Genomic DNA, 25,359 nt, shown 5'->3' with positions numbered 1-25,359 from the left:
GCCCGTTCGAAAGAGCGGGCGCTTCAGCCGAGACGAGCATGAAAGCCATTGAAATCACATCCTTCGGTGCGCCCGAGGTGCTGCGCCAGGTCGAGCGCCCCGCGCCGGTCGCCGGTGCGGGCGAGTTGCTGATCCGCGTGGCGGCCAGCGGCGTGAACCGGCCGGACGTGCTGCAGCGCACGGGCAACTACCCGGTGCCGCCGGGTGCCTCGGACCTCCCTGGGCTCGAGGTGGCGGGTGAGATCGTGTCAGGCGACGAGGCGGCCATGAAGGACGCCGGCTTCGCGGTCGGCGACCGCGTCTGCGCGCTGATCGCGGGCGGCGGCTATGCCGAGCTCTGCGTCGCACCGGTGGCCCAGTGCCTGCCGGTGCCCAAGGGTTGGAGCGACGCAGAGGCTGCCTCGCTGCCCGAAACCTTCTTCACCGTCTGGAGCAACGTGTTCGATCGCGGTCGGTTGCAGAAGGGCGAGACCCTGCTGATCCAGGGCGGCACCAGCGGCATCGGCGTGACGGCGATCCAGCTGGGCAAGGCCTTCGGCGCGACCGTGATCGCCACCGCGGGCAGCGACGACAAGTGCGAGGCCTGCCGGAAGCTGGGCGCCGACCACGCGATCAACTACAAGACAGCCGATTTCGCCGAAGAGGCCAAGCGGCTGACCGGCGGCAAGGGCGTGGACGTGATCCTCGACATGGTCGCCGGCGCCTACGTGCCGCGTGAGATCGACTGCCTGGCCGAGGACGGCCGCCTGGTGATCATCGCCGTGCAGGGCGGCACCAAGAGCGAGTTCAATGCGGGCTTGGTGCTGCGCCGGCGCCTGACCATCACCGGGTCGACGCTGCGTCCGCGGCCGATCGCCTTCAAGGCAGCGATCGCGAAGTCACTGCGCGAGAAGGTCTGGCCGATGCTCGAAGGCGGCGCCGTGAAGCCCGTCATCCATAGCGTCTTCGCTGCGGGCGGCGACCCGAGTGGCGCGGCGCAGGCCCACACCCTGATGGAATCGAACCAGCACATCGGCAAGATCGTGCTGACATGGTGAGCGACGAACCCATGACCACGAAGAAGAAACTCATCGCCGGCAATTGGAAGATGAACGGCAGCCTGGCCGCGAACGAAGCCTTGGTGAATGCGCTTCGGCAAGGTGTCGGATCGCCGGCCTGCGACATTGCCGTGTGCGTGCCGGCGCCATACTTGGCGCAGGTCCAGGCACTGGTCACGGGGTCGCCCGTCGCCCTGGGCGCGCAAGACCTTTCTGCCCAGCCGCAAGGCGCCTTCACGGGCGAGCAGTCGGCCGCGATGCTCAAGGACTTCGGCGTGCGCTACGCGATCGTCGGCCATTCCGAGCGCAGGCAATACCACGGTGAAACCGACGACACGGTGGCGGCCAAGACCGCTGCCGCGCTGGGCGGTGGCATCACGCCCATCGTCTGTGTCGGCGAGACGCTGGCGGAGCGCGAGGCAGGGCACACCGAGGAAGTGGTCAAGCGCCAGCTGGCCGCCGTGATCCACGTGAACGGCCATTGCATCAGCGAGATCGTGGTCGCCTACGAACCCGTGTGGGCCATCGGTACCGGCAAGACCGCGACGCCCGAGCAGGCGCAGGCCGTGCACGCGCTGCTGCGTGCGCAACTGCACCATGCCGCGAACGAGCACGCTGCGGGCATCCGCATCCTCTACGGCGGCAGCATGAATGCCGCCAACGCCGCCGAGCTGCTGGCCCAGCCGGACATCGACGGCGGATTGATCGGCGGCGCGTCTCTCAAGGCCCCCGACTTTTTGCAGATCATCGCCGCGGCCCGCTGAGCGGCCCGGTCCCGAACGAATCCCGGAGTAAGAACGAAATGAACGTGGTCTTCAACATCCTCGTGGGCGTGCAGATGCTGTCGGCGCTCGCGATGATCGGCCTCATCCTGATCCAGCACGGCAAGGGCGCCGACATGGGTGCGGCCTTCGGCAGCGGCAGTGCCGGCAGCCTCTTCGGCGCCAGCGGCAGCGCGAACTTCCTGTCGCGCAGCACGGCGGTGCTCGCTGCCGTCTTCTTCGCATGCACGCTGCTGCTGGCTTATTTCAGCCACAGCCGGCCTGCGGGTGGCGGCAGCTTGCTCGAGCGCGCCGCGATCGGTGGTGCCGCGGCCCCCGCGCCGGCACCGGGCGCATCGGGCCCGGCTTCGCAGATTCCGACCGGCAATGCACCGGCCGCGCCGGCCGGCAGTGCGCCTGCGCCAGCCACGCCCGCGTCGGGCGCCGCGCAGATTCCGACCAAGTGAACGCCACAGTCGTTTTCGCTCCTGCGCGCGGCGAAAACGACTTCTTTTCAGGGTAAACTCTAAAGCTGTCCGGAAAGCCAAAACCTCATCTGGTTCCTCATGCCATTCGGACACATAAAACCGCCGTCGTGGTGAAATTGGTAGACACGCTATCTTGAGGGGGTAGTGGCGAAAGCTGTGCGAGTTCGAGTCTCGCCGACGGCACCAAATCTCGCCGACAGGGCACGTCATGTTCCTGTCGGCGACAAGCGGTAAAAGACCCCCGATGAACCTCGAATCCTACCTGCCCGTCCTGTTGTTCATCCTGGTCGGTATCGGTGTCGGAGTGGCACCTCAGGTTCTCGGTTACATCCTCGGCCCCAATCGGCCCGACTCCCAGAAAAATTCGCCTTACGAATGCGGCTTCGAGGCCTTCGAAGACGCGCGCATGAAGTTCGACGTGCGCTATTACCTGGTTGCGATCCTCTTCATTCTTTTCGACCTCGAGATCGCCTTCCTCTTTCCGTGGGCGATCGCGCTGAAGCAGATCGGTCCGGTCGGCTTCTGGGCCATGATGATTTTTCTCGCCATCCTCGTCGTAGGTTTCATCTACGAGTGGAAAAAGGGTGCGCTCGATTGGGAATGACAAGGAATTCGAACAATGGCCATTGAAGGCGTCATGAAGGAAGGCTTCGTCACCACGACCTACGATTCGGTGGTGAACTGGGCCAAGACGGGATCGCTCTGGCCGATGACCTTCGGTCTTGCCTGCTGTGCCGTGGAGATGATGCACGCGGGTGCCGCTCGCTACGACATCGACCGCTTCGGCATGCTGTTCCGCCCGAGCCCGCGCCAGTCCGATCTGATGATCGTGGCCGGCACGCTGTGCAACAAGATGGCGCCGGCCCTGCGCAAGGTCTACGACCAGATGCCCGAGCCGCGCTGGGTGCTGTCGATGGGCTCCTGCGCCAACGGCGGCGGCTACTACCACTACAGCTATTCGGTGGTGCGAGGTTGCGACCGCATCGTGCCGGTCGACGTCTACGTGCCGGGCTGCCCGCCGACCGCCGAGGCGCTGCTGTACGGAATCATCCAGCTGCAGCAGAAGATCCGGCGCACCAACACCATCGCGCGTGCCTGAGAGCGAGAGACGATGACCGACTTTGCCATTGCTCCCGAGGCACTTCAGACCCAGATCCAGGAAACGCTCGGCGCCAAGGCCAAGCGCGTGACGCTCGCGCTCGGCGAGGTCACCGTGGTCGTGGCTGCGGCCGATTACCTCGAGGCTGCGCGCCTGCTGCGTGACTCGCCCGGTTGCCGCTTCGAGCAGCTGATCGACCTCTGCGGCATGGACTATTCCGACTACCGTGAAGGCGAGTGGGAGGGCGAGCGCTTCGGCGTGGTCTCGCACCTGCTGTCGGTCAGCCTCAATCAGCGCGTTCGCCTCAAGGTCTTCGCGCCCAACGAAGACCTGCCCCTGGTCGATTCGCTGACCAGCGTCTGGAGCTCCGCCGGCTGGTTCGAGCGCGAAGCCTTCGACCTCTACGGCATCGTCTTCGAGGGCCACGACGATCTGCGGCGCCTTCTCACCGACTACGGCTTCATCGGCCACCCGTTCCGCAAGGACTTCCCCGTCTCCGGCCATGTCGAGATGCGCTTCGATCCCGAGCAGAAGCGCGTGATCTACCAGCCGGTGACCATCGAGCCGCGCGAGATCACGCCGCGCGTGATTCGCGAAGACAACTACGGCGGCGGCCTGCACTGACCATGGCGGAAATCAAGAACTACACGCTTAACTTCGGTCCCCAGCACCCGGCGGCGCACGGTGTGCTGCGCCTGGTGCTCGAACTGGACGGCGAAGTCATCCAGCGCGCCGACCCCCACATCGGCCTGCTGCACCGGGCCACCGAAAAGCTGGCCGAGACGCGCACTTTCATCCAGTCGCTGCCCTACATGGACCGGCTGGATTACGTCTCGATGATGAGCAACGAGCACGCGTACTGCCTGGCCATCGAGCGCATGCTCGGCCTCGAAGTGCCCGTGCGCGCGCAGTACATCCGCGTGATGTTCGGCGAAATCACGCGCCTGCTGAACCACCTGCTGTGGCTCGGCGCGCACGGCCTGGACTGCGGTGCGATGAACATGCTCATCTACTGCTTCCGCGAGCGCGAGGACCTGTTCGACCTGTACGAAGCGGTGTCGGGCGCGCGCATGCACGCGGCCTACTTCCGTCCGGGTGGCGTCTACCGCGACCTGCCCGACGCGATGCCGCAGTACAAGGTCAGCAAGATCAAGAACGCGAAGGCGATCGAGAAGCTCAACGAGAACCGCCAGGGCTCGATGCTCGACTTCGTCGACGACTTCTGCCGCCGCTTTCCGAAGATGGTCGACGAGTACGAAACGCTGCTCACCGACAACCGCATCTGGAAGCAGCGCACCGTCGGCATCGGCGTGGTCACGCCCGAGCGTGCGCTCAACCTGGGCTTCACCGGCCCGATGCTGCGCGGCTCCGGCGTCGAATGGGATCTGCGCAAGAAGCAGCCCTACGACGTTTACGACCGCATGGATTTCGACGTGCCGATCGGCAAGACCGGCGATTGCTACGACCGCTACCTGGTCCGCGTCGAAGAGATGCGCCAGGCCAACCGGATCATCCAGCAGTGCTCGGCCTGGCTGCGCGCCAACCCGGGCCCGGTGATCACCGACAACCACAAGGTGGCCGCGCCCGCGCGCGAATCGATGAAGGCGAACATGGAGGAGCTGATCCACCATTTCAAGCTCTTCACCGAAGGCTTCCACGTGCCCGAGGGTGAGGCCTACGCCGCCGTCGAGCATCCCAAGGGCGAGTTCGGCATCTATCTCGTGAGCGATGGCGCCAACAAGCCCTACCGCCTGAAGATCCGTGCGCCGGGCTTTCCGCATCTGGCTGCGCTCGACGAGATGTCGCGCGGCCACATGATCGCCGACGCCGTCGCGGTGATCGGCACCATGGACATCGTCTTCGGCGAAATCGACAGGTGAGCGAACGCATGACACCCGACACCCACCAGAGCCAACAGGGCACCCAGCCGCCGCTGCCGGCGGCCATCGTGGATCTCTTCGCGCGCGAGGTCGCCAAATACCCACCGGCCGGCAAGCAGTCGGCCGTGATGGCCTGCCTCACGATCGTGCAGAAGCAGGAAGGCTATGTGAGCACGCAGCGCGAGCGCGAGATCGCCGCCTACCTGGGCATGGCACCGATCGCGGTGCACGAGGTCACGACCTTCTACAACATGTACAACCAGCATCCGGTGGGCCGCTACAAGCTCAACGTCTGCACCAACCTGCCGTGCCAGCTGCGCGACGGCGCCGTGGCGCTGGCCCACCTCGAGAAGAAGCTGGGCATCCAGATGGGCGAGACCACGCCCGACGGCCTGTTCACGCTGCAGCAGAGCGAGTGCCTCGGCGCCTGTGCCGATTCGCCCGTGATGCTCGTCAACGACCGCACCATGTGCAGCTTCATGAGCAACGAAAAGCTCGACCAGCTGGTCGACGGCCTTCGCAGCGCGAAGGCGGAGGGCGCGCAATGATGACGCCGGAGCAAGTCCTCTCGCAGTTCCAGGCCACCGGCGTCCAGACCTGCTTTCACGACCGCCACATCGAGCCCCAGATCTATGCCGGCCTCAACGGCACCAACTGGCGCCTGGCCGACTACGAAGCGCGCGGCGGCTACCAGGCCCTGCGCAAGATCCTCAGCGAGGGCTTGACGCCCGAGCAAGTGATCGCCGAGGTCAAGGCCTCGGGCCTGCGCGGGCGCGGTGGTGCGGGCTTCCCGACCGGCCTGAAGTGGAGCTTCATGCCGCGTCAGTTCCCGGGCCAGAAGTACCTGGTCTGCAACTCGGACGAAGGCGAACCCGGCACCTGCAAGGACCGCGACATCCTGCAGTTCAACCCGCACATCGTGATCGAGGGCATGGCCATCGCGGCCTACGCCATGGGCATCAGCGTGGGCTACAACTACATCCACGGCGAGATCTTCCAGACCTACGATCGCTTCGAGGAAGCGCTCGAAGAGGCGAGGGCGGCCGGCTACCTCGGCGACAAGATCCTGGGCAGTGCGTTCAACTTCCAGCTGCATGCGGCGCACGGTTTCGGCGCCTACATCTGCGGCGAAGAGACGGCGCTGCTCGAATCGCTCGAAGGCAAGAAGGGCCAGCCGCGCTTCAAGCCGCCGTTCCCGGCCAGCTTCGGTCTCTACGGCAAGCCGACCACCATCAACAACACCGAGACCTTCGCGGCCGTGCCGTGGATCATCGTCAACGGTGGTGCGGCGTACCTCGAATGCGGCAAGCCGAACAACGGCGGCACCAAGATCTATTCGGTCAGCGGCGACGTCGAGCTGCCCGGCAACTACGAAGTGCCGATGGGCACGCCCTTCTCGAAGCTGCTCGAGCTTGCCGGTGGCGTGCGCAAGGGCCGCCAGCTCAAGGCCGTGATCCCCGGCGGTTCGTCGGCGCCGGTGCTGCCGGCTTCCATCATGATGGAATGCACGATGGACTACGACTCCATCGCCAAGGCCGGATCGATGCTGGGCTCGGGCGCGGTGATCGTCATGGACGACAGCCGCTCGATGGTCGAATCGCTCAAGCGCCTTTCGTATTTCTACATGCACGAGTCCTGCGGCCAGTGCACGCCGTGCCGCGAGGGCACGGGCTGGATGTGGCGTGTGGTCGACCGCATCCACAACGGCCATGGCAAGCAAAGCGACATGGACCTGCTCAATTCCGTCGCCGACAACATCCAGGGCCGCACCATCTGCGCACTGGGCGATGCCGCCGCCATGCCGGTGCGCGCCATGATCAAGCACTTCCGCCACGAGTTCGAAGCCTTGATCCCGGGCTACGTCCCGAAGGCGCCGGTCAAGGCCTGAGCGAGAACGAGAAAACACGAACATGGTTGAAATCGAACTCGACGGCAAGAAGGTCGAAGTGACCGAAGGCAGCATGGTGATGCATGCGGCCGACAAGGCGGGCACCTACATCCCGCACTTCTGCTACCACAAGAAGCTCAGCATCGCGGCCAACTGCCGCATGTGCCTGGTCGACGTCGAAAAGGCGCCCAAGCCCATGCCAGCCTGCGCCACGCCGGTGACGCAGGGCATGATCGTCCGAACCAAGAGCGACAAGGCCATCAAGGCCCAGCAGTCGGTCATGGAGTTCCTGCTGATCAATCACCCGCTGGACTGCCCCATCTGCGACCAGGGCGGCGAATGCCAGCTGCAGGACTTGGCCGTCGGCTACGGCGGCTCTTCCTCGCGCTACGAAGAAGAAAAGCGCGTGGTGTTCCACAAGGACGTCGGCCCGCTCATCAGCATGGAAGAGATGAGCCGCTGCATCCACTGCACCCGCTGCGTGCGCTTCGGCCAGGAAGTGGCCGGCGTGATGGAGCTGGGCATGTCGCATCGCGGCGAGCATGCCGAGATCGAGACCTTCCTCGACGGGTCGGTCGATTCCGAGCTGTCGGGCAACATGATCGACATCTGCCCGGTCGGCGCGCTGACGAGCAAGCCCTTCCGCTACAGCGCCCGCACCTGGGAGCTGTCGCGCCGCAAGTCGGTGAGCCCGCATGATTCCACCGGTGCCAACCTGATCGTCCAGGTCAAGAACAACCGCGTCATGCGCGTCGTTCCGCTCGAGAACGAAGACGTCAACGAATGCTGGATCGCCGACCGCGATCGCTTCTCCTACGAGGCCCTGAACGGACCCGAGCGCCTCACGCAGCCCATGCTCAAGCAGGGCGGCCAGTGGCAGCAGGTCGACTGGCAGACCGCGCTCGAGTACGTGGCCAACGGTCTCAAGCAGATCAAGGCCGACCACGGCGCTCAGAGCATCGGTGCGCTGGTCAGCCCGCACAGCACGCTCGAAGAACTGCACCTGGCCAAGCTGCTGGTGCAAGGCCTGGGCAGCGCCAACATCGACCATCGCCTGCGCCACGCTTCGTTCGAAGCGACCGAGGGCGTGCGCTGGCTGGGCACTTCCATCGCATCGCTGTCGCAACTGCAGCGCGTGCTGGTGATCGGCACCAACCTGCGCAAGGACCATCCGCTGTTCGCTCAGCGCATCCGCCAGGCGGTGCGCAATGGCGCCGCGCTCAGCGCGCTGACCTCCACGGAATTCCTGGCTGACGGCGAAGCCTGGGCCATGCCCGTGGCCAGCGCGGTGCGTGTGCCGGCGCAGGGCTGGGCCGATGCGCTGGCCGAGATCGCCTCCGCCGTGGCGTCCAGCGCGGGCGTCGCCGCACCGGTGGCCCGTTCGGGCGAGCCGGGCGACGAGGCGAAAGCCATCGCCGCGTCGCTGCTCGGCGGCGAACGCAAGGCCATCCTGCTTGGCAACGCGGCCGCGCACCATGCCGAAGCCGGCGCGCTGCTGTCGCTGGCCAACTGGCTCGGCGCCCAGACCGGCGCCAGCGTCGGCTACCTGACCGAAGCGGCCAACACCGTCGGTGCGCAACTGGTCGGGGCGCTGCCCGGCGAAGGCGGCCTCGACGCCGGCCAGATGCTCGGTGGTTCGCTCAAGGCGGCGCTGCTGCTCAACACCGAGCCCGTGTTCGATTCGGCGGCAGGCGCTGCCGCCGCCGAGGCGCTCGCACGGGCCCAGATGGTCGTCACGCTGAGCCCGTTCAAGGCCAATCTCGACTTCAGCGACGTTCTGCTGCCCATCGCGCCTTTCACGGAAACGCCCGGCACCTTCGTCAACGCCGAAGGCCGCGTGCAGAGCTTCCATGCCGTGGTCAAGCCGCAGGGCGAGGCCCGTCCGGCCTGGAAGGTGCTGCGCGTGCTGGCCAATCTGCTGGGCCTGCAGGGCTTCTCGTTCGAGTCGGTGGGTGAGGTCCAGGCCGACATCGGCCTGGCGGCCGGCGCGCTGCCGGCGGACCGGTTCAGCAACGCGACCTCCGCACGTGCCGATGGCCAACGCGCCAATGGTGCCGCCGAGCCCGTCGTCGCCCGCATCTACCAGCTCGATTCGATCGTGCGCCGCGCACCTTCGCTGCAGCTCACTGCCGATGCGCGCGCCGCGCAGGAGGTCTTCGCATGATCGACAGCCTGCACGGCTTCGGCCTGGGCCTGATCGCGGCGCCGTGGTGGACCGCGGTGGCCTGGCCCGTCATCTGGACCCTGATCAAGATCGTGGTCGTGGTGCTGCCCCTGATGGGCGCGGTGGCCTACCTCACGCTCTGGGAGCGCAAGGCGATCGGCTTCACCCAGATCCGCGTGGGCCCCAACCGCATCGGGCCGCTGGGCCTGCTGCAGCCCATCGCCGATGCGCTCAAGCTGCTGACCAAGGAAATCATTCTTCCCACGGTCGCCAACAAGGGCCTGTTCCTGTTGGGCCCGATCATGACCATCATGCCGGCCCTGGCCGCATGGGCCGTGATTCCCTTCGGCCCCGACGTGGCATTGGCGAACATCAACGCCGGCCTGCTCTTCGTCATGGCCATCACCTCGCTCGAGGTGTACGGCGTGATCATCGCCGGTTGGGCCTCTAACTCGAAGTACGCCTTCCTGGGCGCGCTGCGCGCCTCGGCCCAGATGGTGAGCTACGAAATCGCGATGGGCTTCGCCTTCGTGGTGGTGCTGATGGTGTCGGCCAGCCTCAACATGAGCGACATCGTGATGGGGCAGGGCAAGGGCATCTTCGCGTCCATGGGCGTCAGCTTCCTGTCGTGGAACTGGCTGCCGCTGCTGCCGATCTTCGTCGTGTACTTCATCTCCGGCCTGGCCGAGACCAACCGCCATCCCTTCGACGTGGTCGAAGGCGAATCGGAGATCGTCGCGGGCCACATGATCGAGTACTCGGGCATGAGCTTCGCCATGTTCTTCCTGGCCGAGTACGCCAACATGTGGCTGGTCTCGATCCTGACGGTCATCCTGTTCCTGGGTGGCTGGCTGCCTCCCTTCGAGTTCCTCTCGTTCATTCCGGGCTGGATCTGGCTGGGCGTCAAGACCTTCGCCGTGGTCACGATGTTCCTGTGGGTCCGCTCGACCTTCCCGCGCTTCCGCTACGACCAGATCATGCGTCTGGGCTGGAAGATCTTCATCCCGGTCACGCTCGTGTGGCTGGTGGTGGTCGGCGTCTGGATGCAGACCCCGTTCAACATCTGGAAGTAATCGCCATGGCTGCGAACACTGTCACGGCCAGCGCGCCGTTCTCGCTCAAGGACTTCCTGTCCAGCTTCATGCTGGTGGAGCTGTTCAAGGGCCTGGCCATCACCGGCAAATACGCCTTCAGCCGCAAGATCACGGTGCAGTTCCCCGAAGAGAAGACGCCGCTGAGCCCGCGCTTCCGCGGCCTGCACGCACTGCGCCGCTACGAGAACGGCGAGGAGCGCTGCATCGCCTGCAAGCTCTGCGAGGCGGTCTGCCCGGCGTTGGCCATCACCATCGAGTCGGACGTGCGCGACGACGGCTCGCGCCGCACCACCCGCTACGACATCGACCTGACCAAGTGCATCTTCTGCGGATTCTGCGAAGAGAGCTGCCCGGTCGACTCCATCGTCGAGACCCACATCTTCGAATACCACGGCGAGAAGCGCGGCGACCTGTACTTCACCAAGGACATGCTCCTGGCCGTGGGCGACCGCTACGAAAACGAGATCGCCGCCAACAAAGCGGCCGACGCCAAGTACCGCTGAAGCGGACCTGGCCCGAATCACAACAACGAAACCGATCATGGACGTCAAGACCGGTCTGTTCTACCTGTTCGCCGCGGTGCTGCTGTTCGCGGCCTTCCGCGTCATCACCTCGCGCAATCCCGTGTATGCGGCGCTGTATCTGGTGCTCGCTTTCTTCCAGGCCTCGGCCATCTGGCTGCTGCTGCGTGCCGAGTTCCTCGCCATCTCGCTGGTGCTCGTGTACGTGGGCGCCGTGATGGTGCTCTTCCTGTTCGTGGTGATGATGCTCGACATCAACGTCGACGCGCTGCGGCAGGGCTTCTGGAAGCACTTTCCGCTCGCTGCCGGCGTGGGCGCGCTGATCGCGCTGGAAATGGCCGCGGTGCTCATGGGCGGCTTCCGCCTGGCCGAGCCGCGCCAGCAACTGGCTTCCGGCCCCGACACGTCGAACACACTCGAACTCGGCAAGCTGCTGTACTCCGAATACCTTTACCCGCTCGAGATCGCGGCCGTCATCCTGCTGGTGGCCATCATCGCCGCCATCGCGCTCACGCTGCGCACCCGCAAGGACAGCAAGTACGTGAACCCGGCCGACCAGGTTCGCGTGAAGGCGCGCGACCGCGTGCGCATCGTGCCGATGCCGGTCACGCGGGCCGCCCCGCCCGCGGCCGAAGATCCGGCCGCAACGGCCGCCACGGCCGCCGGGGAGACCAAGGCATGACCCTCACCCTCGGACACTTCCTGTCGCTGGGCGCGATGCTCTTCGCGCTCTCCGTGATCGGCATCTTCCTGAACCGCAAGAACCTGATCGTGCTGCTGATGTGCATCGAGCTGATGCTGCTCGCGGTCAACATCAACTTCGTCGCCTTCTCGTACTTCCTGGGCGACATGCACGGCCAGATCTTCGTGTTCTTCATCCTGACCGTGGCCGCGGCCGAATCGGCGATCGGGCTGGCGCTCCTGGTGCTGCTCTTCCGCAACAAGTCGAACATCAACGTCGACGAGCTGAACGCGCTCAAGGGCTGAGGGAATTCACATGAGCGCAACTCTTTCCGCATCCGCGCTGCTCGCGGTCCCGATGGCGCCGCTGGTCGGCTCCGTGCTCGCGGGCATCCTGGGCACCAAGTTCGGCGGCAACCGCATCGGCCGCGCCGCATCGCACTCGCTGACCATCCTGGGCGTGTTCGTCGCCTTCGTCATCTCGGCCATGACGCTCAAGAGCGTGGCGCTCGACGGCGCCCGCTTCAACGAAACCATCTACGAGTGGATGGTGGTGGGCGGCCTCAAGATGGAGATCGGCTTCCTCGTCGACGGCCTCACGGCCATGATGATGTGCGTCGTCACCTTCGTCTCGCTGATGGTGCACATCTACACCATCGGCTACATGGAAGAAGACGAGGGCTACAACCGCTTCTTCGCGTACATCTCGCTCTTCACCTTCTCCATGCTGATGCTCGTGATGAGCAACAACATGCTGCAGCTCTTCTTCGGCTGGGAAGCCGTGGGCCTGGTGTCGTATCTGCTCATCGGCTTCTGGTACAACAAGCCGACGGCCATCTTCGCCAACATGAAGGCCTTCCTGGTCAACCGTGTGGGCGACTTCGGCTTCATCCTGGGCATCGGCCTGATCGCCGCCTACGCCGGCACGCTGAACTACGGCGAGGCCTTCGCCAAGGCCGACGACCTGGCCAAGCTCAGCTTCCCGGGCACCGAGTGGATGCTGATCACCGTGATCTGCATCTGCCTGTTCATCGGCGCGATGGGCAAGAGCGCGCAGTTTCCGCTGCACGTGTGGCTGCCCGATTCGATGGAAGGCCCCACCCCCATCTCGGCGCTGATCCACGCCGCCACCATGGTGACGGCCGGCATCTTCATGGTGACGCGCATGTCGCCGCTGTTCGAGCTGAGCGACACGGCCCTGAGCTTCGTGCTCGTCATCGGTGCCATCACAGCGCTCTTCATGGGCTTCCTGGGCATCATCCAGAACGACATCAAGCGCGTGGTGGCGTACTCCACGCTCTCGCAGCTGGGCTACATGACGGTCGCGCTGGGCGCCTCGGCCTATTCGGTGGCCGTGTTCCATCTGATGACCCACGCCTTCTTCAAGGCGCTGCTGTTCCTCGGTGCCGGCTCGGTGATCATCGGCATGCACCACAACCAGGACATCCGCTGGATGGGCGGCGTGCGCAAGTACATGCCCATCACCTGGATCACCTCGCTGCTGGGCTCGCTCGCGTTGATCGGCACGCCGCTGTTCGCCGGGTTCTACTCGAAGGACAGCATCATCGAGGCCGTCCACGAAAGCCACCTGTGGGGCGCCGGCTTCGCATACTGGGCGGTGCTGATCGGCGTGTTCGTCACGGCCTTCTATTCGTTCCGCATGTACTTCCTCGTCTTCCACGGCAAGGAACGCTACGACCAGAATCCCGACGCGCATCACGACGACCATGGCCACGGCCATGACGACCACGGGCACGGCCACGGCGACCACCACGACGCACACAAGCCGCACGAAACCCCCTGGGTGGTCTGGTTGCCGCTGGTGCTGCTCGCCATTCCCTCGGTGGTGATCGGCTACATCACCATCCAGCCGATGCTCTACGGCGAGTTCTTCAAGGACTCGATCTTCATCGACGCCACCAAGCACCACGCGATGAAGGAGCTGGCAGAAGCCTTCCACGGCCCGATGGCGATGGCCCTGCATGGCCTGACCGCGCCGCCGTTCTGGCTGGCCCTGTCCGGCGTGGTGCTGGCCTGGTACATGTACCTCGTCAACCCGGCGCTGCCCGCCGCGATCAAGCGCTCGTTCTCCCCGATCTACAACCTGCTCGAGAACAAGTACTACATGGACTGGTTCAACGAGCACGTGCTCGCGCGCGGCACGCGCGCCTTGGGCACCGGCCTGTGGAAGGGCGGCGACCAGGGGATCATCGACGGCGCCATCGTCGACGGATCCTGGAAGACCATCGGCCGCATCGCCGGCGTGGTGCGCTGGATGCAGTCCGGCTACATCTATCACTACGCCTTCGCGATGCTGCTGGGTGTCTTCATCCTCATGACGTATTTCGTCTGGTTCAACAGATAAGCCGCCGGGAGAACAAGAAAAATGGGTATGTTGAGCCTCGCCATCTGGGTGCCGATCGTGTTCGGTGCCGTGCTGCTGGCCATCGGGCGCGACCAGCACGCGGGCATCGTGCGCTGGATCGCACTGGTCGGCTCGATCGTGAGCTTCCTGGCCACCGTGCCGCTGTTCACGCGCTTCCAGAACGGCACTGCCGCGATGCAGTTCGTCGAAAAGGCGCCCTGGATCGACCGTTTCAATATCCACTACCACGTGGGGCTCGACGGGCTGTCGCTGTGGCTGGTGCTGCTGACGTCCTTCATCACGGTGATCGTCGTGATCTCCGCCTGGGAAGTGATCACCGAGCGCGTCAACCAGTACATGGGCGCCTTCCTGATCCTGTCGGGCCTGATGATCGGCACCTTCTCGGCGCTCGACGGCATCCTGTTCTACGTGTTCTTCGAGGCCACACTGATCCCGATGTACCTGATCATCGGGATCTGGGGCGGCCCCAAGAAGATCTACGCGGCGTTCAAGTTCTTCCTGTACACGCTGCTGGGCTCGCTGCTCACGCTGGTCGCGCTGATCTACCTCTACAACAAGTCCGGTGGCAGCTTCGACATCCTGACATGGCACAAGCTGCCGCTGTCGGGCACGGCGCAGACCTTCCTGTTCTTCGCCTTCTTCGCGGCCTTCGCGGTCAAGGTGCCGATGTGGCCGGTGCACACCTGGCTGCCCGACGTGCACGTCGAGGCGCCCACCGGCGGCTCGGCCGTGCTGGCCGCGATCATGCTGAAGCTGGGCGCCTACGGCTTCCTGCGCTTCTCGATGCCCATCGCGCCCGATGCCGCGCACGAATGGGCCTGGCTCATGATCGCGCTGTCGCTGGTGGCGGTGATCTACGTCGGCCTGGTCGCGCTGGTTCAGCAGGACATGAAGAAGCTGGTGGCCTATTCCTCGGTCGCCCACATGGGCTTCGTCACGCTGGGCTTCTTCATCTTCAACGACCTCGGCGTGTCCGGCGGCATCGTGCAGATGATCGCGCACGGCTTCGTCTCGGGCGCGATGTTCCTGTGCATCGGCGTGCTGTACGACCGCGTGCATTCGCGCCAGATCGCCGACTACGGCGGTGTGGTCAACACCATGCCCAAGTTCGCCGCCTTCGCGCTGCTGTTCGCCATGGCCAACTGCGGCCTGCCCGCCACCGCCGGCTTCGTCGGCGAGTGGATGGTGATCATCGGCGCCGTCAAGGCCAACTTCTGGCTGGGCTTCGGCGCGGCCACCGCCCTGATCTTCGGTGCGGCCTACACGCTGTGGATGTACAAGCGGGTCTACCTGGGCCCGGTGGGCAACGACCACGTCAAGGAACTCGACGACATCAATGCCCGCGAATTCCTCATGCTGGCGCTGCTGGCGATCGCGGTGCTGTGGATGGGCCTGTATCCCAAGCCCTTCACCGATGCGACCAACGCCTCGGTGACCGAATTGCTGCGCCACGTGGCGATCTCCAAGCTGCCTTGAATCCAGCCTGACACGAGAACGAGATGATTGACAAACTCAGCTGGATGACGATCTACCCCGAGTTGGTGCTGCTGGTCATGGCCTGCATCATCGCCCTGGTCGACCTGTCCACCACCGACACCCACCGCACGCGCACCTACGTGCTGACCCTCGCCACGCTGGCCGTCGTGGCGGTGTTGTCCGGCATGCAGGCCACCGACCCCAAGAGCTACTACGGCTTCGGCGGCATGGTGGTGAGCGACCCGATGGGGAACTGGCTCAAGTGCTTCGCCAGCGTGGCACTGATGGTGACGCTGGTCTACGGCCGGCCCTACGCCGCCGATCGCGGCATGCTGCGCGGCGGCGAGATGTTCACGCTGAGCATGTTCGCGCTGCTGGGCATGTTCGTGATGATCTCGGGCTCCAACTTCCTGCTGATCTACCTCGGCCTGGAACTGCTCACGCTGTCGAGCTATGCGCTCGTGGCGCTGCGCCGCGACAACGCGGTGGCCAGCGAGGCGGCGATGAAGTACTTCGTGCTCGGCGCCATGGCCAGCGGCTTCCTGCTCTACGGCCTGTCGATGATGTACGGTGCCACCGGCTCGCTCGACACCAACGAGGTCTTCAAGGCCATCGCCAGCCGCAAGGTCAACCACCAGGTGCTGGTGTTCGGCCTGGTGTTCATCGTGGCGGGCCTGGCCTTCAAGATCGGCGCGGCGCCCTTCCACATGTGGGTGCCCGACGTCTACCAGGGCGCGCCCACGGCCGTCACGCTGCTGATCGGCGCGGCGCCCGAGCTCGCGGCCTTCGCCATCATCATCCGCCTGCTGGTCGAAGGCCTGCTGCCGCTGGCGATCGACTGGCAGCAGATGCTGGCCTTGCTGGCCATCGGCTCGCTGCTCGTGGGCAACCTGGCGGCCATCGCGCAGACCAACCTCAAGCGCATGCTGGCCTACTCGACCATCGCGCAGATGGGCTTCATGCTGCTGGGCCTGATCGCGGGCGTGGTCAACAACAACACCTACAACGCCCAGTTCGCCTACAGCGCCTCGATGTTCTACATCGTGACCTACGTGCTGACCACGCTGGCGAGCTTCGGCATCATCCTGCTGCTGGCGCGCGAGGGCTTCGAGAGCGAAGAGATCACCGACCTGGCCGGCCTCAACCAGCGCAGCCCGCTCTACGCCGGCGTGATGGCGATCGCGATGTTCTCGCTGGCGGGCATTCCGCCGCTGGTCGGCTTCTACGCCAAGCTGGCCGTGCTGCAGGCGCTGATCGCCTCGGGGCAGGGCCTGTACATCGCGCTGGCCGTGTTCGCGGTCGTGATGTCGCTGATCGGCGCCTTCTATTACATCCGCGTGGTCAAGGTCATGTACTTCGACGCACCGGTCACGGCCACCACGGTGTCGGCCCCGCGCGACGTGCGCACGGTGCTGACGCTCAACGGCGCGTTGATCCTGATCCTGGGCATCGTGCCCGGCGGGCTGATGACGCTGTGCGCCGAGGCCATCGTGGCCACGCTGGCCGGCTGAAGCCGGCCCGGGCCCGGTCGTTCCCGTGTCGGACAGCGCGTCGGTCTGGCTGGTGCTGCTGGTCGCACTGGCGGCGGCCAACCTCCCTTTCCTGAACGAGCGGCTGTTCGGTGTGGTCCCGCTCGGGGCCAGGCCGAAGAAGTCGCTCGGGTTGCGGCTGCTCGAACTGGTGATCCTCTACTTCCTGGCGGGCGGCATCGGCCTGCTCTTCGAGCGGCGCGTCGGCCAGATCTCGCCGCAGGGCTGGGAGTTCTACGCCGTCACCGGCGCGCTGTTCCTGGTGCTGGCCTTCCCGGGCTTCACCTGGCGTTACCTGCTCAAGCATCACCGGACCTGATATGGACGACGCACACCTGAGGGAAGAGGGCACCGCGAGCGAACTGCTCTTCAAGGGCAACTTTCTCCATGCCAAGCGCGACACCGTGCGCCTGCCCGACGGCAAGAGCGCCACGCGCGAATACGTGGTTCACCCGGGTGCGGTGGTGGTGGTGCCGTTGCTCGACGATGGCCGCGTGGCCATGGTGCGCCAGTACCGTTACCCCATCGGCCGGGTGATGACCGAGTTTCCTGCGGGCAAGCTCGACGAGGGCGAAGACCCGCTTTTTTGCGGCCAGCGCGAGCTGCTCGAAGAAACCGGCTACAGCGCACGCGAATGGGCCCATGCAGGTGCCATGCACCTGGCGGTCGCCTATTCGACCGAGATCATCCACATCTATTTCGCCCGCGGCCTCACGCAGGGCAGCCAGCAGCTCGACCACGAGGAATTCGTCGACGTCCTCGCGGCCACGCCCGACGAGCTGCAGGCCTGGTGCCGTGACGGCGCCGTGTCGGACGCAAAGACGTTGACCTGCACGCTTTGGTTGCAGAACGTCCTGTCCGGTGCCTGGTCGCTGGACTGGAACCTAGGGTAAACCAGCATCGTCAACCGTTGATAATCCTGCGCATGAAGGTACTCGACCTGCAATGCGCACACGGCCACGGCTTCGAAGGGTGGTTCGGTTCTCATCAAGACTTCGACACGCAAATGGCCGGCGGACTGGTCGCCTGCCCGCTGTGCGGCGACACCGTCATCACCAAGCTGCTCTCGGCGCCGCGCCTGAATTTCGGCGCGGCCAAGCCGCCTGACGAGGCGGCGTCTTCAGCGTCGCGCGCCCCCTCGACCCCCGCGCCCCCGACCACTCCTGCAAGTCCTGCAAGCCCTTCGGGGCCAGCGGCGGATGCCGCGGTGGATTCCGCCGTCGGGCACTGGTTGCGCGCGGTGCGCGAGGTGATGTCCATGACCGAGGACGTCGGCCCACGCTTCGCCGACGAGGTCCGCAAGATGCACTACGGCGATGCCGAGCAGCGTGGCATCCGTGGCCAGGCCACGCCCGAAGAGGCGCGCGAGCTCGAGGACGAGGGCATCTCGGTCTATCCGCTGCCCGTGCCGCCCGCGCTCAAGGAAACCCTGCAGTAGCAGCCGGCGTGGCCACCGGCTGGATCGCCAGCTTGGCTTCCACGAGCGCAGCGCGCAGCGCCTCGTTCCAGGCCTGGTGCAGCCGGTCGTTGACGTCGCCCGAGCGCCGCACGATGCACATGTCGAAGTGCGGCGCATCCTTGCCCAGGCCGATGACCCGTACCGGGTACTGCTCGAACAGAGCCCGGTTCAGCACCTGCAGCACCGAAAAGCCCAGCCCCGCGTGGACCATCGCGACGATCGCGGCCGCGCCTTCCAGCTCCATCAGGCTGCGCTTCTGCGGCACCATGCCGCGCACGAAGCGCGTGGCCATCGCGCCGGTGGTGGTCGCCCGGTTGTAGCGAATCCAGTCGAGCGAGCGCATCAGCTCCACCAGTTGCGCGCGTTGGCGCGCCGCGGTCAGCGGACGCGCGCGGGCCGGCTCGTCGAGTGGCGGCGCGATGAAGACCAGCTCGCAGCGGATCAGCGGCGTCCACTCCAGGCCGCTGGGCGCGCCGCTGGCCGGCCGCGCCACCATGGCGGCGTCGAGCTGGCCGGCACGCACCGCCTCGGTCAGCTCCATGCTCGTGCCGCGCCGCAGCGCGATGTGCAGCCCGGGGTAGACGCGCCGGGTGTGGGCGATGGCGGGCGGCAGCAGCAGCGGCTGCAGCATCTCGATCATCCCGATCTTCAGGTGGCCGGCCACGCTGGTGGGCGTGCGGTGGCGCAGCGTCTGCAAGGCGTCGAGCGCCGGGCGCATGGTGCCCACCAGTTCCAGCGCGGCTGGCGTTACCCGCACCTGCTGGCCCGAGCGGTCGAAGAGCGGCCGTCCGAGGTATTGCTCGAGCTGCTTCATCTGCATGCTGACCGCACTCGGGGTCAGGTGCATGGCCTGCGCGGCGGCGGCGAAGCTGCCGCCGCGCACCACGGCGTCGAGGGTTTGGAAGGCTTCGATCTTCATCAGGGTTTTTGATGTCAGCCGACAAATATAGTCACTTTTTCTTGAGGGCAAGCGTCCCTAGACTTCATGGCATGCCCGAGTGCTCGATGCACCGGAAGACGACCGATTGCAACCTGCCACGGAGACTTGACATGAACACCCCCGACACTGGTTGGCGCGCCGACGAAGCCGCCGCCGACACGAGCTGGATCCACCGCCTGAGCCCCGAAGCCGTCGCCGGCTTCGACGCCGCGCTCGACCATGCCAGGCGCGCCGCCAAGCCCTTGATCGAGATGACGCAGGACGACTTTCCGCTGCCGCAGGCATCCGTCGACGCGCTGCAGGCCGCGCTGGCCCGCACCCAGGGCCACTGGGGCATGTGCCAGCTCAAGGGCTTCCCCGTCGATCGCTGGAGCGAGGACGACTGCCGCGTCGCCTATTGGGGCCTGGGCCTGTACCTGGGCGTGGCGCGCACGCAGAACAAGGCCAGCGACATCCTCAACGACGTGCGCGATGCCGGCGGCAGCTACAAGGTGACCAACGGTCGTGGCTACAACACCAACGCGCAGCTCGACTTTCACTGCGACTCCTGCGACGTCGTCGCGCTGCTGTGCCGGCGCACGGCCAAGGAAGGCGGCGCGAGCAAGATCGTGAGCTCGAAGGCGCTGGTGGCCGAGTTCGCGCGCCGGCGCCCCGACCTGGTCGGGACGCTTCGCGGTGTCTTCCACTACAGCTACCAGGGCGCGCAAGACCCGTCGCAGCCGCCGTACTACACGATCCCGCTGCTCGGCAGCGCCGACGTGCCCTTCGCGTTCCGCATCAACCGCAAGAACGTCAATGCGGCGCAGCGCGACTTCGCCGAGGTGCCGCGCCTCAGCACCCAGCAAGTCGAGGCGCTGGACCTCATCGACACGCTGCTCGAAGACCCCGCGTTGCTTTTCACGATGTGGTTCGAGAAGGGCGACCTGCAATTGCTCAACAACTACACGGTGGTGCACTCGCGCACCAGCTTCGTCGACCACGAAGAAGCCGATCAGAAGCGCCATCTGCTTCGCCTGTGGCTGTCGGTGCCCAGCGCCCAGCAGTTGCCGAAGAACTGGGCGCCGTACTACGGCGACGACCGCGCGGGCTCGGTGCGCGGCGGCCTGCGCGGCAGCAACCGCACCCAGGCGTTCGAGGACTTCGAGATCCGGCAAGCCAAGCGCATGAACATGCCGCGCAAGCCTTTCGCCGCGCCCGAGGTGCCCGCAGCGACGACCACCACGACCGCCGAGACGGTTTGAGCGCCCCTCGTTCCATGCCCCCGCAAGAGAAGAGATACCGGAGACATCGATGAAAAGACGACAGTTCCTGAGCCTCGCCGCACCGCTCGGCCTCGGCGCCCTGCACCTGGACGGCTGGGCCCAGGGCAACTCGCAAGCCGTGCGCATGCAGGTCGGCGCCACGCCCGGTGGCGGCACCGACATCGTCGGCCGCGCGCTCGCACAGGCCATGGAGGCCGAACTGCGCCGCACCGTGATCGTCGAGAACAAGCCGGGCGCCGGCGGCAACATCGCGGCGTCCGCCGTCGCGCAGGCCAGCGGCGACCCGAACCTGCTGCTGCTCGCCTACACGAGCCACGCGATCAATCCCGCCATCGGCATCAAGCAGAACTTCGATCCGCAGAAGGACTTCACGCCGCTGAGCCTGATCGCGACCTCGCCGCTGCTGCTGGTCTGCCATCCCGACCTGCCGGTCAAGAACACGGCCGAGCTGATCGCCTATGCGCGCCGCAATCCCGGCAAGCTGGGCGTGGCCGGCGCGGGCCTGGGCAGCGCGAGCCAGCTGTCGGGCGAGATGCTCAAGGCCCAGGCCAAGCTCGACATCGTGAGCGTGCCCTACAAGGGCGCCGCGCCGGCTGTGCAGGACCTGCTGGGCGGGCAGGTGCAGCTGATGCTGTCGAACGTCGCCACGGTGCGGCCCTTCCTCGAAAGCAAGAAGCTCAAGGCGCTCGGCGTCAGCACCAAGGAGCGACTCGTCGCCTACCCCGATGCCGCGCCCATTGCCGAGGTGCTGCCGGGCTTCGACTACCGCACCTGGTACGGCGTGCTCGCACCGGCCGGCCTGAAGCCCGAGGATGCCAAGACCCTGGAGCAGGTCGCCATGAAGGCCGGCCGTTCGGACATCGTGAAGCAGCGCCTGGAGCACGAAGGCCTGGAGCCCGTGGGCAACACGAGCGCGCAGTTCAAGGCCTTCATCGACGCCGAACTCAAGCGCTGGGCCGCCGTGGCCAAGACCACCGGCGTTCGCGCGAGCTGAGCGCATGACGCAGACGAAACCAACGCTCCAGGCCCGGCTTCGCACCGGCGGCCCGGTGCTCGCGCCTGGCGTCTACGACCCGTTCTCGGCGCTTGTCGCCACGCAAGCCGGCTTCGAGGCGCTCTATCTCTCGGGCGCCGCGGTGGCCTACACCTCGCATGGCCGCTCGGACGTGGGCCTGACCACCGCCACCGAAACCGCCGACGTGCTCGGCCGCATCACCGACCGCGTCGACACGCCCGTCATCGTCGACGGCGATACCGGCTATGGCAACGCGCTCAACACCCAGCGCACCGTGCGCCTGTTCGAACGCGCGGGCGCGGCGGCCATCCAGCTGGAAGACCAAGGCTTTCCCAAGCGCTGCGGCCATCTCGACGACAAGTCGGTCATCCCGCAGGCCGAGATGTGCGGCAAGCTCAAGGCTGCGCTCGATGCACGGGCCAGCGAAGACACGCTCATCATCGCGCGCACCGACGCCGTTGCCATCGAGGGTCTCGACGCCGCCCTGGTGCGCGCCGAGGCCTACCTGGCCTGCGGTGTCGACGTGCTCTTCATCGAGGCGCTGCGCAGCCCGGCCGACATGCAGCGCGCCTGCCGCCAGTTCGAAGGCCGTGCGCCGCTGCTGGCGAACATGGTCGAAGGTGGAAAGACGCCGCTGCAATCGGCAGCCGAGCTGGGCGAGATGGGCTTCGGCATCGTCATCTTCCCGGGCGGCGTGGTGCGCTTCCTGGGTGCGCAGATGAAGCGCTACTTCGATTCGCTGCACGCCAACGGCAGCACCAACGCGATGCGGCCGGAGATGCTCGACTTCGACGGCCTCAATGCCGTGATCGGCACGCCAGAGTTGCTGGCCCGCGGCAAGCGCTACCAGCAGGGCTGAGCAGGGCGGATCTCGTCGCGCGGGCCGTTACAGCCCGGTGCGATGCGCGCTGACGCGCAGATCGGTTGCAAACAGATGCCCGGTGGCGTGCGTGATCATCTCGGGCACCCCCGAGGCCAGCGCGATCGCCTGCGGCGTCACGCCGCAGCCCCACCACACCGGCACGTCGTCGGGCCCCACCTCGTTGACCTTGCCGCTGTGGATCTTCGCCATGTCGGCAACGCCGATCGCCGCGCCATCGCCCACGTGCACCGGCGAGCCATGTGCGATCGGGTACTGCGAGGTGATCTCGATCGCCCGCACCAGCAGCGACTTCGGAATCGGACGCATGCTCACGATCATGTTGCCGTGGAACATGCCCGCCGGCTGGCACGCGATGCTGCTCTCGTAGACCGCGATGCGGCCGGTGCCGCTCTGAAGATGCCGCAGGTCGATGCCGCCGTCGAGCATCGCCTGGTCGAAGGACACGCTGCAGCCCATCAGGAAGCCCACGTGGTCCTTGCGCCACAGCGTGCGCAGGTCGCGCACTTCCTCCGCGAGCTTGCCGTCGCGGAACACGCGGTAGCGCGACACGTCGGTGCGCAGGTCGCCCCCGGGCGCCGATTGCCGCGGCACCGGGTCGCCGGGCTCCAGCACCTCGACCAGCGGGCAGGGCTTGGGGTTGCGCAGGCAGAAGCGCAGGAAGTCGAAGGCATGGCGCTCGGGCACGATCGCCACGTTGGCCTGGATGTAGCCGCGTGCCATGCCCACGGTCGGGCCGTCCCAGCGGCCCTCTCGGATCGCATCGCGCACCTGCTTCGGATGCGCGTCGCGCAGCTCGTCGCGTTCCTGGATTCTTGCCGTCTTCTGCATCGGGTTTGGCTCAAGTCGAAAGAGGAGGGCGGCGCTCGGTCAGCGCCGCGAAGAAAGCGACACGTTCACGCGCGCGGTTGACCAGCATGCTCAGGTCGTTCTCGGTCAGCACCACCTGGGCGCCGAGCACCAGCACGGCCTCCCATTGCGCGTCGCGCCCGACACCGCCCACGCCGAAGCCCTTGCCGTGCGCCCGCGCCGCCGCTGCGATGCGTTCGAGCGCGGCCACGTAGCGCGGGTGGTCGTAGCCGCCGGGCAGGCCCATGTCGAAGACCAGGTCGCTGCTGCCGACGAAGAGCACGTCGGCACCCGGCACGGCCGCGATGTCGTCGACGGCCTCGACCGCGGCTTCGCTCTCGATCATCAGCATGGTCACCGACTCCTCGTTGAAGCGCCGGCTCGCCTCGGCGAGCGGGATGCCGTAGCCGAACTGCGGAATCGATCCCGGCACCGACAGCGTGCCCTCGGGCGGGTATTTCGCCGCACGGCTCGCGCGGCGGGCCTCGTCGGTCGAGTTGACGTGCGGCACCACCACGCCGAGCACGCCATTGGTCAGCCAGCTCGCGATCTCCGCCTCGTCGTTGCGCCGCACCCGCGCGAAGGGCAGCAGCCCCGCGCGCAGCGCACCGAGCGCGATGTCGTAGCCGAGATGCGGCGTCATCGGGCTGTGCTCGTTGTCCAGCATGAGCCAGCTGTAGCCGCAGTCCTTGAGGATCGCGCCGATCTCCGGCGTGCGCGAATGCCGCACGTTGCAGCCGAGCAGCAGCTCGCCGCGCGCCAGTCGTTCCTTGAAGGCCGCGCCGACGGCGGGATGGCCGCTCATCGAGGGGGCGGGCAGGGCGGTGGTGGTGGCGGTGGTCACCATCCTCACTGCGCCTCGATCTTCGCGTCGTCGATGATGCGCTTGTAGCGCGCCGTGTCTTCGACGACCCGCGTGCGCAGGCCTTCCGGCGTGGTGGTCACGACGTCCATGCCCAGGCCGCGCAGGCGCTCGGTCACGGCGGGCTCCTGCAGGATCTTCACCACTTCCTTGTTGAGCCGGTCGACGATCGGCTTCGGCGTGCCCGCGGGTGCGAAGAGCGCATACCAGGTGTCCAGCACCAGCGGCGGAAAGCCGGCCTCGGCCATGGTCGGGATCTCGGGCGCCACGCTGCTGCGCGTCGCCGTGGTCACGGCCAGCGCACGCAGCTGCCCGGCCTGCACCGCGGGCAGGGCCGAGGCCATGTTGTCGAAGCTCATCGGCACGTGCCCCGCGATCAGGTCGGTGCGCAGCGGGCCGCTGCCCTTGTAGGGAATGTGGACCAGGTTCAGGCCCGTGAGCTTCTTGAAGCGCTCGCCCGCCAGGTGGCCGCCGCCGCCCGTGCTGGCGGAGCCGAAGCTCACGCCGTCCTTCTGCTCGGCGATGTACTGCAGCATCGATTTGCCGTCGGTGGCCGGCACCTTCGGGTTCACCACCAGCAGCAGCGGCGCGGCCGCGACCATGGTGACGGGCTCGAAGTCCTTCACCGGGTCGTGCCGCGTTTCCTTGAACAGCAGGTTGTTGGTGCCGTGCGTGCTCTGCGTGCCCATCACCAGCGTGTAGCCGTCGGCGGGCTGCGTGGCGACGTAGTACGCACCGATGTTGCCGGCCGCGCCGCCTTTCGACTCCACCACCACCGGCTGCCCCAGCGCCTGTGCGAGCCGGTTGCTGATCACGCGCGACACGATCTCGACGCTGCCGCCGGGCGGGTAGGGCACGATGATGCGGATCGGCTTGTCGGGGTAGGCGGCGCCGGCAGCGCCGGCGATGCACAACAGGGCGGCGGCGACGCATCGCCTGAACATCGGGCTCGGATTCACGGAACACTCCTCGGGGGCGGGCTGACCGGTCCTGATGCTTGCCGCGCACCATGCGCGCCATGCAGAACCACTGCGCCAGATGGTAGGAACGCGTGCCCGCGCGCTGAATTCACATCCGCCGGGGGCAAC

The 25,359-nt window shown here is 66.5% G+C and carries 27 protein-coding genes and 1 tRNA gene; 24 read left to right on the top strand and 4 right to left on the bottom strand.

Translation table 11 applies throughout. The annotated features are described in order from the left end of the window. Positions 1 to 38: 38 nt before the first annotated feature. From B0W80_RS11205 to B0W80_RS11105, 21 genes are all read left to right on the top strand, one after another. Positions 39 to 1,037 (top strand): NAD(P)H-quinone oxidoreductase, encoded by a 999-nt coding sequence (locus B0W80_RS11205; RefSeq protein ID WP_076999213.1) that lies wholly within the window; start codon positions 39 to 41, stop codon positions 1,035 to 1,037. After that, entirely contained in the window at positions 1,031 to 1,801 is a 771-nt protein-coding gene (gene tpiA, locus B0W80_RS11200; RefSeq protein ID WP_179106889.1) for a triose-phosphate isomerase, read from the top strand. Before B0W80_RS11205 ends, tpiA begins: the two co-directional genes overlap by 7 nt. Positions 1,802 to 1,839: 38 nt before the next feature. Further along, positions 1,840 to 2,265, top strand: coding sequence for a preprotein translocase subunit SecG (gene secG, locus B0W80_RS11195; protein ID WP_076999212.1), 426 nt, complete (start codon positions 1,840 to 1,842; stop codon positions 2,263 to 2,265). A 122-nt stretch (positions 2,266 to 2,387) separates the two neighbouring features. After that, positions 2,388 to 2,472, top strand: a tRNA-Leu gene (locus B0W80_RS11190). A 58-nt stretch (positions 2,473 to 2,530) separates the two neighbouring features. Continuing rightward, positions 2,531 to 2,890, top strand: coding sequence for an NADH-quinone oxidoreductase subunit A (locus B0W80_RS11185; protein WP_076999211.1), 360 nt, complete (start codon positions 2,531 to 2,533; stop codon positions 2,888 to 2,890). 15 nt (positions 2,891 to 2,905) lie between these two features. Continuing rightward, positions 2,906 to 3,385: an NADH-quinone oxidoreductase subunit B family protein gene (locus B0W80_RS11180; RefSeq protein WP_021008163.1), complete on the top strand. Its 480-nt coding sequence runs from the start codon at positions 2,906 to 2,908 to the stop codon at positions 3,383 to 3,385. 12 nt (positions 3,386 to 3,397) lie between these two features. Beyond that, a complete protein-coding gene (locus B0W80_RS11175; protein ID WP_076999210.1) occupies positions 3,398 to 4,009 on the top strand; it encodes an NADH-quinone oxidoreductase subunit C in 612 nt (203 codons plus the stop codon). A gap of 2 nt (positions 4,010 to 4,011) precedes the next feature. Continuing rightward, on the top strand, positions 4,012 to 5,265 hold the full coding sequence (locus B0W80_RS11170) for an NADH-quinone oxidoreductase subunit D (protein WP_076999209.1): 1,254 nt from the start codon (positions 4,012 to 4,014) through the stop codon (positions 5,263 to 5,265). Between the two features lie 8 nt (positions 5,266 to 5,273). Then, positions 5,274 to 5,813, top strand: coding sequence for an NAD(P)H-dependent oxidoreductase subunit E (gene nuoE / locus B0W80_RS11165; protein WP_083745317.1), 540 nt, complete (start codon positions 5,274 to 5,276; stop codon positions 5,811 to 5,813). After that, a complete protein-coding gene (nuoF, locus tag B0W80_RS11160; protein WP_076999208.1) occupies positions 5,810 to 7,153 on the top strand; it encodes an NADH-quinone oxidoreductase subunit NuoF in 1,344 nt (447 codons plus the stop codon). Before nuoE ends, nuoF begins: the two co-directional genes overlap by 4 nt. A 22-nt stretch (positions 7,154 to 7,175) precedes the next feature. Continuing rightward, positions 7,176 to 9,317, top strand: coding sequence for an NADH-quinone oxidoreductase subunit NuoG (gene nuoG, locus B0W80_RS11155; RefSeq protein WP_076999207.1), 2,142 nt, complete (start codon positions 7,176 to 7,178; stop codon positions 9,315 to 9,317). After that, positions 9,314 to 10,390 carry an NADH-quinone oxidoreductase subunit NuoH gene (gene nuoH, locus B0W80_RS11150; protein WP_076999206.1) on the top strand — a complete coding sequence of 359 codons (1,077 nt, stop codon included), beginning with the start codon at positions 9,314 to 9,316 and terminating at the stop codon, positions 10,388 to 10,390. Before nuoG ends, nuoH begins: the two co-directional genes overlap by 4 nt. 5 nt (positions 10,391 to 10,395) lie before the next feature. Further along, positions 10,396 to 10,914: an NADH-quinone oxidoreductase subunit NuoI gene (nuoI, locus tag B0W80_RS11145; protein WP_076999205.1), complete on the top strand. Its 519-nt coding sequence runs from the start codon at positions 10,396 to 10,398 to the stop codon at positions 10,912 to 10,914. Positions 10,915 to 10,951: 37 nt separating this feature from the next. Beyond that, positions 10,952 to 11,614: an NADH-quinone oxidoreductase subunit J gene (locus B0W80_RS11140; RefSeq protein ID WP_076999204.1), complete on the top strand. Its 663-nt coding sequence runs from the start codon at positions 10,952 to 10,954 to the stop codon at positions 11,612 to 11,614. Beyond that, positions 11,611 to 11,919, top strand: coding sequence for an NADH-quinone oxidoreductase subunit NuoK (gene nuoK, locus B0W80_RS11135; RefSeq protein WP_076999203.1), 309 nt, complete (start codon positions 11,611 to 11,613; stop codon positions 11,917 to 11,919). The genes B0W80_RS11140 and nuoK overlap by 4 nt, the downstream gene beginning before the upstream one ends. Before the next feature lie 10 nt (positions 11,920 to 11,929). Beyond that, complete coding sequence (nuoL, locus tag B0W80_RS11130; RefSeq protein ID WP_076999202.1) at positions 11,930 to 13,978, top strand: NADH-quinone oxidoreductase subunit L; 2,049 nt, start codon at positions 11,930 to 11,932, stop codon at positions 13,976 to 13,978. Positions 13,979 to 13,999: 21 nt separating this feature from the next. Continuing rightward, complete coding sequence (locus B0W80_RS11125) at positions 14,000 to 15,475, top strand: NADH-quinone oxidoreductase subunit M (RefSeq protein WP_076999201.1); 1,476 nt, start codon at positions 14,000 to 14,002, stop codon at positions 15,473 to 15,475. A 23-nt stretch (positions 15,476 to 15,498) separates the two neighbouring features. Continuing rightward, positions 15,499 to 16,986: an NADH-quinone oxidoreductase subunit NuoN gene (nuoN, locus tag B0W80_RS11120; protein WP_076999200.1), complete on the top strand. Its 1,488-nt coding sequence runs from the start codon at positions 15,499 to 15,501 to the stop codon at positions 16,984 to 16,986. Between the two features lie 25 nt (positions 16,987 to 17,011). Continuing rightward, the gene (locus B0W80_RS11115) at positions 17,012 to 17,323 is read left to right on the top strand and encodes a DUF2818 family protein (protein ID WP_076999199.1); all 312 of its coding nucleotides are present in this window, start codon (positions 17,012 to 17,014) and stop codon (positions 17,321 to 17,323) included. Position 17,324: 1 nt separating this feature from the next. Next, entirely contained in the window at positions 17,325 to 17,897 is a 573-nt protein-coding gene (locus B0W80_RS11110; RefSeq protein WP_076999198.1) for an NUDIX domain-containing protein, read from the top strand. Between the two features lie 32 nt (positions 17,898 to 17,929). Then, entirely contained in the window at positions 17,930 to 18,442 is a 513-nt protein-coding gene (locus B0W80_RS11105; protein ID WP_076999197.1) for a DUF1178 family protein, read from the top strand. On the opposite strand, the gene B0W80_RS11100 is transcribed toward B0W80_RS11105, so the two are convergent. Next, positions 18,423 to 19,382 (bottom strand): LysR family transcriptional regulator, encoded by a 960-nt coding sequence (locus B0W80_RS11100; RefSeq protein WP_076999196.1) that lies wholly within the window; start codon positions 19,380 to 19,382, stop codon positions 18,423 to 18,425. The genes B0W80_RS11105 and B0W80_RS11100 overlap by 20 nt on opposite strands. Before the next feature lie 131 nt (positions 19,383 to 19,513). Between B0W80_RS11100 and B0W80_RS11095 the strand changes: the two genes are divergently transcribed. Genes B0W80_RS11095 through B0W80_RS11085 form a run of 3 tightly spaced genes read left to right on the top strand, consistent with a single transcriptional unit; the run spans position 19,514 to position 22,539 of the window. Then, complete coding sequence (locus B0W80_RS11095) at positions 19,514 to 20,644, top strand: TauD/TfdA family dioxygenase (protein WP_076999195.1); 1,131 nt, start codon at positions 19,514 to 19,516, stop codon at positions 20,642 to 20,644. Between the two features lie 49 nt (positions 20,645 to 20,693). Continuing rightward, positions 20,694 to 21,659, top strand: a complete 966-nt coding sequence (locus B0W80_RS11090) for a tripartite tricarboxylate transporter substrate binding protein (protein WP_076999194.1) — start codon at positions 20,694 to 20,696, stop codon at positions 21,657 to 21,659. A 4-nt stretch (positions 21,660 to 21,663) separates the two neighbouring features. Next, positions 21,664 to 22,539 (top strand): oxaloacetate decarboxylase, encoded by an 876-nt coding sequence (locus tag B0W80_RS11085; protein ID WP_076999193.1) that lies wholly within the window; start codon positions 21,664 to 21,666, stop codon positions 22,537 to 22,539. A 27-nt stretch (positions 22,540 to 22,566) separates the two neighbouring features. Here B0W80_RS11085 and B0W80_RS11080 read toward each other — a convergent pair whose 3' ends face one another. From B0W80_RS11080 to B0W80_RS11070, 3 genes are read right to left on the bottom strand one after another with little or no spacing between them, the layout of a single operon-like run. Further along, positions 22,567 to 23,391, bottom strand: coding sequence for a putative hydro-lyase (locus tag B0W80_RS11080; RefSeq protein ID WP_076999192.1), 825 nt, complete (start codon positions 23,389 to 23,391; stop codon positions 22,567 to 22,569). Between the two features lie 10 nt (positions 23,392 to 23,401). After that, positions 23,402 to 24,256, bottom strand: a complete 855-nt coding sequence (locus B0W80_RS11075) for an HpcH/HpaI aldolase/citrate lyase family protein (RefSeq protein ID WP_076999191.1) — start codon at positions 24,254 to 24,256, stop codon at positions 23,402 to 23,404. Positions 24,257 to 24,258: 2 nt separating this feature from the next. Beyond that, a complete protein-coding gene (locus B0W80_RS11070) occupies positions 24,259 to 25,230 on the bottom strand; it encodes a tripartite tricarboxylate transporter substrate binding protein (protein ID WP_143684576.1) in 972 nt (323 codons plus the stop codon). Between the last annotated feature and the right edge of the window lie 129 nt (positions 25,231 to 25,359).

Source organism: Variovorax sp. KK3 (assembly GCF_001984055.1).
In the GTDB taxonomy this organism is placed as follows: Bacteria; Pseudomonadota; Gammaproteobacteria; order Burkholderiales; family Burkholderiaceae_C; genus Variovorax.
This window is presented reverse-complemented; position numbering and strand designations above follow the sequence as displayed.